Source organism: Sphaerotilus sp., from assembly GCF_013299175.1.
In the GTDB taxonomy this organism is placed as follows: domain Bacteria; phylum Pseudomonadota; class Gammaproteobacteria; order Burkholderiales; family Burkholderiaceae_C; genus Sphaerotilus.
Map to the genome: position 1 here is coordinate 1 of NZ_JAAFKF010000121.1, position 10,240 is coordinate 10,240.

At 67.7% G+C, this 10,240-nt stretch carries 10 protein-coding genes and 1 pseudogene; 7 read left to right on the forward strand and 4 right to left on the reverse strand.

Features of this window, described 5'->3' with window-relative positions:
- From QZW52_RS16655 to QZW52_RS16665, 3 genes are all read right to left on the reverse strand, one after another.
- Positions 1–1,258 (reverse strand): tryptophan--tRNA ligase (locus tag QZW52_RS16655; protein WP_294000808.1); only part of this gene is annotated, 1,258 nt, incomplete at its 3' end.
- Between the two features lie 81 nt (positions 1,259–1,339).
- The gene (locus QZW52_RS16660; protein WP_294000810.1) at positions 1,340–2,311 is read right to left on the reverse strand and encodes an exopolyphosphatase; all 972 of its coding nucleotides are present in this window, start codon (positions 2,309–2,311) and stop codon (positions 1,340–1,342) included.
- Between the two features lie 114 nt (positions 2,312–2,425).
- Complete coding sequence (locus tag QZW52_RS16665; RefSeq protein WP_294000811.1) at positions 2,426–2,899, reverse strand: MaoC family dehydratase; 474 nt, start codon at positions 2,897–2,899, stop codon at positions 2,426–2,428.
- 100 nt (positions 2,900–2,999) lie between these two features.
- Between QZW52_RS16665 and QZW52_RS16670 the strand changes: the two genes are divergently transcribed.
- From QZW52_RS16670 to QZW52_RS16680, 3 genes are all read left to right on the forward strand, one after another.
- Entirely contained in the window at positions 3,000–3,389 is a 390-nt protein-coding gene (locus QZW52_RS16670; RefSeq protein WP_294000812.1) for an MAPEG family protein, read from the forward strand.
- 195 nt (positions 3,390–3,584) lie between these two features.
- Positions 3,585–5,423, forward strand: a complete 1,839-nt coding sequence (locus QZW52_RS16675) for a DUF1800 domain-containing protein (RefSeq protein ID WP_294000814.1) — start codon at positions 3,585–3,587, stop codon at positions 5,421–5,423.
- A gap of 19 nt (positions 5,424–5,442) precedes the next feature.
- Positions 5,443–6,825, forward strand: coding sequence for a DUF1501 domain-containing protein (locus tag QZW52_RS16680; RefSeq protein ID WP_294000816.1), 1,383 nt, complete (start codon positions 5,443–5,445; stop codon positions 6,823–6,825).
- A gap of 27 nt (positions 6,826–6,852) precedes the next feature.
- Here the strand turns inward: QZW52_RS16680 and mgrA are convergent, their stop codons facing one another.
- The gene (gene mgrA / locus QZW52_RS16685; RefSeq protein ID WP_294000817.1) at positions 6,853–7,893 is read right to left on the reverse strand and encodes an L-glyceraldehyde 3-phosphate reductase; all 1,041 of its coding nucleotides are present in this window, start codon (positions 7,891–7,893) and stop codon (positions 6,853–6,855) included.
- A 137-nt stretch (positions 7,894–8,030) separates the two neighbouring features.
- Between mgrA and QZW52_RS16690 the strand changes: the two genes are divergently transcribed.
- From QZW52_RS16690 to QZW52_RS16700, 4 genes and pseudogenes are all read left to right on the forward strand, one after another.
- A complete protein-coding gene (locus tag QZW52_RS16690; RefSeq protein ID WP_294000818.1) occupies positions 8,031–9,143 on the forward strand; it encodes an AAA family ATPase in 1,113 nt (370 codons plus the stop codon).
- The gene (locus QZW52_RS16695; protein WP_294000819.1) at positions 9,140–9,508 is read left to right on the forward strand and encodes a hypothetical protein; all 369 of its coding nucleotides are present in this window, start codon (positions 9,140–9,142) and stop codon (positions 9,506–9,508) included. Before QZW52_RS16690 ends, QZW52_RS16695 begins: the two co-directional genes overlap by 4 nt.
- Before the next feature lie 51 nt (positions 9,509–9,559).
- Positions 9,560–9,970 carry an AAA family ATPase gene (locus QZW52_RS19245; RefSeq protein ID WP_363226931.1) on the forward strand — a complete coding sequence of 137 codons (411 nt, stop codon included), beginning with the start codon at positions 9,560–9,562 and terminating at the stop codon, positions 9,968–9,970.
- Positions 9,870–10,240: pseudogene (locus QZW52_RS16700) on the forward strand (RNA-guided endonuclease InsQ/TnpB family protein); the annotation flags it as partial. The gene QZW52_RS19245 and the pseudogene QZW52_RS16700, both read left to right, overlap by 101 nt.

A 10,240-nucleotide genomic window follows, 5' to 3' on the forward strand; every position in this document is an offset into this window, starting at 1 on the left:
CCGCCACGCCGTCGCCCAAGGCCGCTGGTGCCTCGGCCAGTGCCGCCGCGCCCTCGGTCTTCAGCCGCTTGACCCATGCGCCCGCATCCCGCCCACCCGCAAACGCCACGCTCTGCAGCAGCACCCGCCCATCCGCCGCGGCGAGCTTGAAGTAGAACTGCCCGTCCGCCTCGCGGTACTGCTTGAACACCGCCAGCGCGGCCTTGCTCTCCTTCGCCGCGACCGCGGCAGCCACAGGCGCAGCGACCATCCGCCGCAGGCCCACCGCCTCGCGCAGCCGCTGCAGCAGCGGCGCCGCCTCGGCGCGGGCCTTGGCGGCACCGGCCATCAGGATCGCCTCCAGCTCGGCCGGCTGCGCGATCAACTCGGCATAGCGCGCACGCATCGGCGCGAGTTCGCCGTCGATCAGCGCGAACAGCCGCTGTTTGGCGTCGCCCCAGCCCAGCCCGGCCACCAGCTCGGCGCGGAACGCGGCGTTCTGCGCGGGGGTGCCAAACGCCTCGAACAGCGTCACGAGCGCCGAACCTTCCGGCTCCTTCGGCTCGCCCGGCAGCTTCGAGTCGGTGACGATGCGGGCGATCGCGTCCTTGAGCGCCTTCGAGCCGCCCTCGAACAGCGGGACCGTGTTGTCGTAGCTCTTGCTCATCTTGCGGCCGTCGAGGCCGGGCAGCAGCGCCATCTCGGCCTCGATCACCGCCTCGGGCAGCACGAAGAAGTCCGTGCCTTGGCCGTAGAGGTGGTTGAAGCGCTGTGCCACGTCGCGGGCCATCTCGATGTGCTGCACCTGGTCGCGGCCGACGGGGATCTGGTGCGCGTTGAACATCAGGATGTCCGCCGCCATCAGGATCGGGTAGCTGAACAGGCCCATCGTGATGCCGGCGTCCGTGTCCTCGCCGGCCGCTGTGTTCGCGTCCGCCGCGGCCTTGTAGGCGTGGGCGCGGTTCATCTGGCCCTTCGCCGTGACGCAGGTCAGCAGCCAGGTCAGCTCGGGGATCTCGGGGATGTCGCTCTGGCGGTACAGCGTGACGCGCTCGGGGTCGAGTCCCGCCGCCAGCCACGTCGCGGCCAGCTCCAGCCGCGAGCGTTCGATGCGCGCCGGGTCGTCGCACTTGATCAGCGCGTGGTAGTCGGCGAGGAAGAAGAAGCTCTCGACATCGGTGCGGCGGCTCGCGACCACGCAGGGGCGGATCGCGCCGACGTAGTTGCCGAGGTGGGGGGTGCCGGTGGTGGTGATGCCGGTCAGGACGCGGGTGGGCATGGTGGGCGGGCGGTGAGCGGTGGGGGGGCGGACAAGGCCAAGCCCCGATTGTGGCCGACGCCACCGCCCGCCCACCCCGCCTCAGGCCGCCTGCTTCAAGTCCGCCGCGGTGCGGCTGCGCAGCAGGATCTCGTCGATCAGCGCCTGCTTGTGCGCCACGGCCTGCGCGTTCTGGCCTTGGCAGGTGCCGGCGGCGTGGTGCCCGCCGCCGCCGTGCTCCAGCATCAGCGCGCCGATGTCCATGCGGTTGCGCGTGCCGAAGATGGACTTGCCGACGGTGTAGACGGTGTTCAGCTTCTCGCGGCCCCAGAGGACATGCATCGAGATGTCGCACTGCGGGAACATCGCGTAGACCACGAAGCGGTTGCCGGCGTAGATGGTTTCCTCGTCGCGCAGGTCCAGCACCACGAGGTTGTCGTGGACCTGGGCGACGCGGCGGATCTGGTCACGGAACAGGGCGTGCTGCGCGAAGAACAGCTCGGTGCGCTCGCGCACGTCCGGCAGCGCCAGGATCTCGTCGATGGGCATGTCGCGGCAGCACTCGATCAGCTTCATCATGAGCTGGTAGTTCGAGATGCGGAACTCGCGGAAGCGGCCCAGCCCGGTGCGGGCGTCCATCAGGAACGACAGCAGCTCCCAGCCCTGGGGTTCGAGCACGTCGTCGATGCTGAAGCCGGCCGAGTCGGCCTTGTCCACCGCCTCCATCATCGCATCGCTGACACGGGGGAAGCGGGCCTTGCCGCCGAAGTGGTCGTAGACCACGCGGGCCGCCGACTTGGCCTCTGCCTGGAGCACATGGCCCGGCGTGTCCCGACCCTGGTTGCGGATGGCCTCGCTGGCGTGGTGGTCGAAGCAGATGCCGCAGCCCGGCACGTAGGGCACGTTGGTGAGGATGTCCCGCTCGGTCACGGCCACTTTGCCGTCCTGCACGTCCTTGGGGTGGACGAAGGTGATGTCGTCGATCAGGTCGAGTTCGCGCAGCAGCACGGCGCAGACCAGGCCGTCCATGTCGCTGCGGGTCAGGAGGCGGTACTTTTGCGGGGTGTGGGTCATGGTGGCTATCGGGTCAGCGGGAGGGAAGGGCGCGCAGGAACGCGCCGCGGAACTCTTCGTTGACGGGCATATCGGCACCCGCCCCGCGCGCTTGACCCAGGACCGTCGCGGGCCTCAGGGGTAGCGCCGTGACACCGACTCCGCCACGCACACCGGTTTGGCCGAGCCTTCGCGCTCGATGGTGGCTTCCACGGTGACTTGCCAGCCGCCGTCGATCGGCTCGCACGCCAGCAGCCGGAACACGCCCCGCACACGGCTGTCCACCGGCAGCGGCGCGGGGAAGCGCACCTTGTTCAGCCCGTAGTTGAGGCTCATGCGCAGATTCGGGATGTCGAAGGCGTTTTCGCCCATCCACGACAGCAGCGACAGCGTCAGGAAACCGTGCGCGATCGTGCGACCGAAGGGGCCGGCCGCGGCCTGCACCGGGTCGGTGTGGATCCACTGCAGGTCGTTGGTGGCGTGGGCGAAGGCGTCGATGCGGGCCTGGTCGATGTGCAGCCAGGGGCTGGTGCCGAGCACCTCGCCGATGCGGCCGGGCAGGGTGGTCAGCGGGAGGGACGGCAGGGCCGGTGTGTCGTGGGCGGGCATGGGGGTTCCTTGGGCGGGTGAACGCCATGATAGGGAGCTGGGGCCGGCAGGTGGTGGTGTACGCTGACCCGCTCCACCCATAGGACCATAGGACTTCACCATGCCCTGGATCGACCTCGTCACCTTCCTCGCCCTCGTCCAGTACCTCGTTTTCGGAGGACTGGTTGGCAGCGCCCGCGGCCGCTACGGCGTCAAGGCGCCCGCCACCACCGGCAACGAGCTGTTCGAGCGCCACTACCGGGTGCAGATGAACACGCTGGAGCTGCTGGTGGTGTTCGTGCCGGCGCTGTGGATGGCGGCGAAATACTGGTCACCGGCCGCGATGGCCGCCGTGGGCGCCGTCTACCTGGTCGGCCGGGTGGTCTACCAGCGCGCCTACACCCGTGCGCCGGCGCAGCGCACCCTGGGCTTCGCGCTCAGCATCGGGCCGGTGTCGGTGCTGCTGGTGGCAGCGTTCGTGGGCGGAGTGCGGGCGGCGATGGCGGGCTGATGGCCACAACTTTGGGTACTTTGTCACGGTACAGGCCAGAACCCCGTGTTCATGGGGGGCGATTCGGCTAGCGTTGACGGTCGGTTACGTATTTGTCACAACCCGTTGCCGACAATGCGAATACCGACCGCCACCGAGCGGCTTCCCATCTGGACGGAGCAGAGCGTGTTTCCACAACGCCGACACCTTGACCGCATGTTGCGCGGGGCCGCGGGGGCCTTGCTGACCTTGGCCACCACCGTGTTCAGCCCGCCCGCCGCGGCGCAGAGCACGACCTTCGTCCTCGACGGACTGTCCTACACCAGCACCGCCTGCTCGGCCGAATGGGGCCGCTGCAACTTCACCGGCACGCGCCGCGTGGCCTACGGGGTGGGCACCCAGTGGGTGTTCCGCTACGCCACCGGCGGGCTGGACTGCAACAGCCCGGTGTTCGGCAAAGACCCCTCCTTCGGCAAGAAGAAGGCGTGCTACGCCACCGCTTCGACGCTGCTGATTCCGCCGACCTCGCCCTACCCGGCGCCGTTGACCACCGCCCAGAAGCAGGCCGCGCGGCTGCTCAACCAGGCCACCTGGGGCGCGACCGCCACCGAGATCACCCGCGTCTCCGCCATGACGCCGACGGCCTGGGTGGATGAGCAGCTCGCCAAGCCGCGCACCACGCCCAGCCACTTCGACTACGTGGCGATGAAGGGCCCGCTGGGCACGTCCGACTTCATCAACGCCTTCATGGAAAGCTTCTGGTCCCAGGCCGCCACCGGCCCGGACCAGTTGCGCCAGCGCATGACCTTCGCGCTGTCGGAGATTTTCGTCACCAGCGCCGCCAACAGCGCCATCGAGACGCAGCCGGCCGCCCACGCCGCCTACCACGACCTGCTCGCCCGCAACGCCTTCGGCAACTACCGCCAGTTGCTCGAAGACGTGTCGCTCAGCCCGGCCATGGGCAAGTACCTCTCGCACATGGGCAACCAGAAGGAGGACACCGCCACGGGTCGCCTGCCGGACGAGAACTATGCGCGCGAGGTGATGCAGCTCTTCAGCATCGGCCTGTGGATGCTCAACCAGGACGGATCCCGCCAGCTCGACGCCACCGGCAACCCCATCCCCACCTACGGCATCCCCGAGGTCATGGGCATGGCCAAGGTCTTCACCGGCTGGACCTTCAACGGCGTGCAGGCGTGGGACGCGCCGATGATGAACAACCCGGCGATCACCTCGACCAGCCAGAAGAACATCGTCAACGGCGTGGTCATCCCGGCGGGCACTGGTGGCCCGGCCTCGCTGAAGATCGCCCTCGACACGCTGGCCAACCACCCGAACGTGGCGCCCTTCCTGAGCGAGCAGCTCATCAAGCGCTTCGTCACCAGCAACCCGAGCCGCGCCTACGTCGGCCGGATCGCTGCGGTGTGGGCCAACAACGGCAAGGGCGTGCGCGGTGATCTGGGGGCGGTGATCAAGGCGATCCTGCTCGACACCGAGGCCCGCAGCGACGCCAACCTCGCCAGCCCCACCTACGGCAAGCTGCGCGAGCCGATGCTGCGCTTCGGACACTGGTTGCGCGCCTTCAACGCCAGGCCGACCGACGGCGTCTGGACGATCTGGAACCTCGAAGATCCGGTGAGCAGCCTGGGCCAGAACCCGCAACGCTCGCCCAGTGTCTTCAACTTCTTCCGTCCCGACTACGCACCACCGGGGCCGATCCTGGCGGCCGGGCTGACCGCGCCCGAGTTCCAGATCACCCACGAAACCACGCTCACCGGCTACACCAACTTCATGTCCTGGGCGGCGGAGCGCGGGTTCGCCAGCAAGATCCTGCCGAACTACGCCCCTTACGAGGCCATCGCCGACAACGCCGAAACCTTGCTCAGCCGCCTCAACATCGAGCTGATGGCCGGCCAGATGACCGACAGCACCAGGCAGACCATCACCAACGTGATGAACACGCTGCCGGTGACGCTGACCAACGCCCGCAAGCTGCGGGTCTGGCAGGCGGTCTTCCTGGTGATGACCTGCCCCGAGTACGTGGTTCAACGCTGAGATTCGACGGACTTACGCCATGACCTATCTGCACAAGCAACTGGCCCGTCGGGATTTCCTGCGCCGCGCCGCCCTGACCACCGCCTACGCGGGCACGCCGTTCGCGGCCACCCTCGCCACCTTCGGCGAAGTCGCCGCCCAGACGGCCACCGACTTCAAGGCCCTGGTCTGCATCTTCCAGTTCGGCGGCAACGACCAGAGCAACACCGTCATCCCCTACGAGAACGCCGCGTATGCCGGCTACCAGGCGGCCCGCCCGGCCATCGCGCTGCCGCAGGCGACCCTGCTGCAGCTCAACCTCGCCGGCTACGGCGGCCCGCAGCTCGGCCTGAACCCGGCGTTCGCGACGCTCAAGCCGCTGGTGGACGCCGGCCAGTGCGCGCTGATGGCCAACGTTGGCACGCTGGCGTATCCGACCACGCTGGCGCAGTACAAGGCCAAGTCGGTCCAGACGCCGCTCGGCCTGTTCTCGCACTCGGACCAGCAGGCGTCGTGGCAATCCGGGCTGCCCACCAAAGGCTCGGCCACCGGCTGGCTCGGCCGCGTCGGCGACCTGACCGCGAGCGCCTACAACCCAGGTGCCAGCGTCTCGATGTGCATGTCCCTGGGCGGCAACAACCTGATCCAGGCCGGCAACTCGGTGGTGCAGTACCAGGTCACGTCCTGGGGGCCAGTGGTCATCGACACGATGGACCCGACCCACTGGCGCTACAACGCCGAGATGGCCGCGGCCATGAACACGCTCATCACCCAGCCGCGCGCCAACATGCTGGAGCAGGCCTACAACACCGTCGGCACCCGCGCCATCAGCACCGGCCAGATCGCCAAGGCGGCGCTGGCGGCGGCCCCGGCCGTCAACACGGTGTTCCCGGCGGGCAGTCTGGCCGGCCAGTTGCGCATGGTCGCCCGCATGATCGCCGCCCGCAACGGGCTGGGCCACAAGCGCCAGATCTACTTCGTCTCGCAAGGTGGCTACGACTTCCACGACATGCTGGTCGAGAACCAGGCGCTGCGGCTCAAGGAGCTGTCGGACGCGATGGCGGCGTTCTATGCGGCCACGGTGGAGCTGGGCGTGGCCAACAGCGTGACGACGTTCACCGCGTCGGATTTCGGGCGCGGGCTGCAGTCCAACGGCCGCGGCTCCGACCACGGCTGGGGCGCGCACCACTTTGTCATGGGCGGCGCGGTCAAGGGCAACAAGCTCTACGGGCAGTGGCCGACCGTGGCACTCGGCGGGCCGGAAGACCTGGGACAGGGCCGCTTGTTGCCGAGCACGTCGGTGGACCGCTATGCGGCGACGCTGGCGACGTGGTTCGGCGTGCCGGCGGCGAACTTGCCGACGGTGCTGCCCAACCTGACCCGCTTCGCCACGGCCGCGAACGCGAGTCTGGGTTTCCTCTGACGGGCAGGCCGACGCGGCTGGGCGGAATCAGGCCCAGTCGCTGCTCGGCGCCCGCCACAGATCGACGCCACCCTCGCTGGCGTGGTGGTCGATCTCGGCGAGTTCCTCCGGGGTGAAGGCGAGGTTCTGCAGTGCGGCGACGTTCTCGCGGATCTGCGCCACGCTGCTGGCGCCGATCAGCGTCGTCGTCACCCGCGGGTCGCGCAGCACCCACGCCAGCGCCATCTGTGCCAGCGACTGACCCCGGCGCTGCGCAATCCCGTTCAGCGCCCGCACCTTGGCGAGGTTCTCCTGCGAGAGGTGATCGCGGGACAGCGAGCCGCCGCCCGGCCGGTTGATGCGAGCGTCCGCCGGAATGCCGTTCAGGTACTTGTCCGACAGCACGCCCTGCGCCAGCGCCGTGAAGGTGATGCAGCCCATGCCCTCGGCGGCGAGCGTGTCGAGCAGGCCGCGCTCGATCAGCCGGTTCAGCAGGTTGTAGCTCGGCTGGTGGATCAGCAGCGGCACCTTGTGTTCACGCAGCAGTTGCGCCATCTCCGCCGTCTTGCGCGGCGAGTACGACGAGATGCCGACGTACAGCGCCTTGCCCTGCTGCACGGCGGTCGCCAGCGCGCCGGCCGTTTCCTCCAGCGGTGTTTCGGCGTCGAAGCGGTGCGAGTAGAAGATGTCCACGTAGTCGGTGCCGAGGCGCTTGAGGCTCTGGTCGAGGCTCGCCAGCACGTACTTGCGCGAGCCGCCGCCTTGCCCGTAGGGACCGGGCCACATGTCCCAGCCGGCCTTGCTGGAGAGGATCAGCTCGTCGCGGTAGGGCTTCAGATCCTCGCGCAGCAGGCGGCCGAAATTCGTCTCGGCGCTGCCGTAGGGCGGGCCGTAGTTGTTGGCGAGGTCGAAGTGGGTGATGCCGAGGTCGAAGGCGGTGGTCACCATCTCGCGCTGCAGGCTGATCGGTGTGGTGTCGCCGAAGTTGTGCCACAGGCCCATCGACAGCGCGGGCAGTTTCAGGCCGCTGCGACCGCAGAAGCGGTAGGGCATGGCGTCGTAGCGGGTGGGGGCAGGGGTCCAGGGCATGGGGGTCTCCGTGGTGTTCGAGGGTCAGCCCCTGGATCATCGCCTGCTTGCCCGTGGGCGAACAGCGCAGGTGTCGCGGGGGATAATCTCGACGGCGCACCCAGTACCCCAGCCACCGACCTGGACTCCATCGCCCTATGCTCGAACGTCTGTACGTCCATAACTTTCGCTGCTTGGAGAACTTCGAATTCAAGCCGGGGGACGAGCCTTCGATGCTGCTGATCGGCAAGAACGGCAGCGGGAAATCGACGCTGGCCAACGCCCTGGCGGTGTTTCAGCGCATTGGCCGCGGGATCAACCGGGTCAGCGACCTGGTGAAGCCGTCTGATTGCACGCTTGGACGTACCTCGGTGCCGATGCGCTTCGAACTGCAGGTGCGGCTTGGCGGGCATGTTTTCCATTACGCGCTGGGGCTGGAGCTGCCTGATCGGTTCAAGGAACTGCGGGTGAGCGATGAATTGCTGAAGGTCGATGGCACGGTCATCTACACGCGAGCGCAGGCCGAAGTGACGATGCCCAGGACCAGTCATCTGGCGGGCGAGGCCCGGTTCAGCATGGACTGGCACCTGGTGGCGCTGACGGTGATCCAAGACCCTGCGCTCTCCGGCACGCTGGGAAAGTTTCGTGATTGGCTGGCCGCGATGGTGCTGCTGGCGCCGGTGCCGCAACGGATGGCGGGCGAGGCCCACAGCGAAACCCTCTCGCCGGTCGCGGACGGCAGCAACTTTGCCGACTGGCTGGCCGGCCTGCTGGCCCAGTACCCGGCCGCCTACACGCACATCAGCCAGCACCTGCAGCAGGTCATGCCGGATCTCCACCAGTTCCGCAATGTGCCGACCGGGCGTGATGCGAAGGCATTGATGGTGGAGTTTCGCTCCGGGCAGGACCGGCTGGAGCTGCCTTTCGATGCCCTGTCGGACGGGGAGAAGTGTTTTTTCGTCGGCGCCGTCCTGTTGGCGGCCAACGAGTTCTACGGGCCGCTGCTGGCGTTCTGGGACGAGCCGGACAGCCACCTGGCAATGGCCGAAGTGCGGCACTTCGCCATGGCGGTGCGACGGGCCTTCCGGGGCAGCGGGCAGGTGATCATGAGTTCGCACAGCGCCGAAACCATCCGCAGCTTCTCGGACGACAACACCTGGGTACTGGAGCGCAGGAGCCACCTGGACCCCACGGTGCTGCGTCCGCTGGCGGAGTTGGCCGTGGAAGGCGATCTGGTGCAGGCCATCCTCACCGGGGATCTGGCGGCATGAGCGTCAACAAGTTTCAGGACCATCTGCAGGTGCTGCCCGAGGACGACGCCAACCGCCAACTGCCGCTGCTCATCGACTTCGATGGCACACAGGTTGAAACGAGAACCCGGCTTTATCACGCGCACAAGGCCGCACTGCCTGCCACCGTGGCGGAACGCATCTACCTGCTAGGCAGCCTGGACGAACCCGAGAAACTCCAGGCGGCGTGCCAGCGGCAGCGGCTGGAGCAACTGGGGCTGGAGTTGTCGGTGGATTGCGCGCCTGCACCTGCCAGCAACCTCTGGCAGCACCCGCATCTGCAGCACAACGCGACTGAACTGGCTCGGCTGGTGGCCCAGGTGCGGCCTTTCCTGTTCTGGCGATGACCGTGGTGCATGGCACCAAGAAGACAAAACGATTCTGGGGGAATTGAACCGATGAAAACGAAGATCCAATCACTGCTGCAACAGCTCAACCAGGGGCTGGTCGAGCGCGAACACGTTCTGAAGCTGGCCATGCTGACGACGCTGGCCGGGGAAAACCTGGTGCTGGTGGGGCCGCCGGGGACGGGCAAGAGTCTGGTGGCGCGGCGCATTGCGAACAGCTTGTCCCACGAGGGCGAGGGCGGCGGGTACTTTGAATACCTGCTGACCCGGACGAAGCGACAAGCCCCGGGGTTCAGCCCGGGGTCGAGCGTTCAAGCCGGAACGGCTTGTCAAGCGACATGTATGGAAATACAGTTGTCGGATGGAAGCCGTGAAGACCCTCAAGCTACGGATCAAGGACAAGCACGCGGGCGTGCTGTCCTTGATGGCGCGCGAGGTCAATCAGGTGTGGAACTACTGTAACGAGACCAGTTCGCGGGCGATCCGCGAGCGCGGAAAGTGGCTGAGCGGGTTCGACCTGCAGAAGCTCACGGCGGGGTACTCGAAGTGCGAGGGCGTGCAGATCGGTAGCGCCACGGTGCAACTGGTGTGCGAGGAATACGCCGCCCGGCGCAAGCAGTTCAAGAAGTCGAGGCTGAACTGGCGGGTGTCGAACGCGAAGGCGGCGAAGCATTCGCTGGGCTGGGTGCCGTTCAAGGCGGGCGGCGCGAAGTACAAGGCCGGGCAGATCGC

What these genes read in the sequence shown, in the direction of transcription:
- QZW52_RS16660 (WP_294000810.1), bottom strand. Translation starts at nt 2,311, where the DNA reads ATGACCCACACCCCGCAAAAGTACCGCCTCCTGACCCGCAGCGACATG.
- QZW52_RS16665 (WP_294000811.1), bottom strand. Translation starts at nt 2,899, where the DNA reads ATGCCCGCCCACGACACACCGGCCCTGCCGTCCCTCCCGCTGACCACC.
- QZW52_RS16670 (WP_294000812.1), top strand. Translation starts at nt 3,000, where the DNA reads ATGCCCTGGATCGACCTCGTCACCTTCCTCGCCCTCGTCCAGTACCTC.
- QZW52_RS16675 (WP_294000814.1), top strand. Translation starts at nt 3,585, where the DNA reads ATGTTGCGCGGGGCCGCGGGGGCCTTGCTGACCTTGGCCACCACCGTG.
- QZW52_RS16680 (WP_294000816.1), top strand. Translation starts at nt 5,443, where the DNA reads ATGACCTATCTGCACAAGCAACTGGCCCGTCGGGATTTCCTGCGCCGC.
- mgrA (WP_294000817.1), bottom strand. Translation starts at nt 7,893, where the DNA reads ATGCCCTGGACCCCTGCCCCCACCCGCTACGACGCCATGCCCTACCGC.
- QZW52_RS16690 (WP_294000818.1), top strand. Translation starts at nt 8,031, where the DNA reads ATGCTCGAACGTCTGTACGTCCATAACTTTCGCTGCTTGGAGAACTTC.
- QZW52_RS16695 (WP_294000819.1), top strand. Translation starts at nt 9,140, where the DNA reads ATGAGCGTCAACAAGTTTCAGGACCATCTGCAGGTGCTGCCCGAGGAC.
- QZW52_RS19245 (WP_363226931.1), top strand. Translation starts at nt 9,560, where the DNA reads ATGAAAACGAAGATCCAATCACTGCTGCAACAGCTCAACCAGGGGCTG.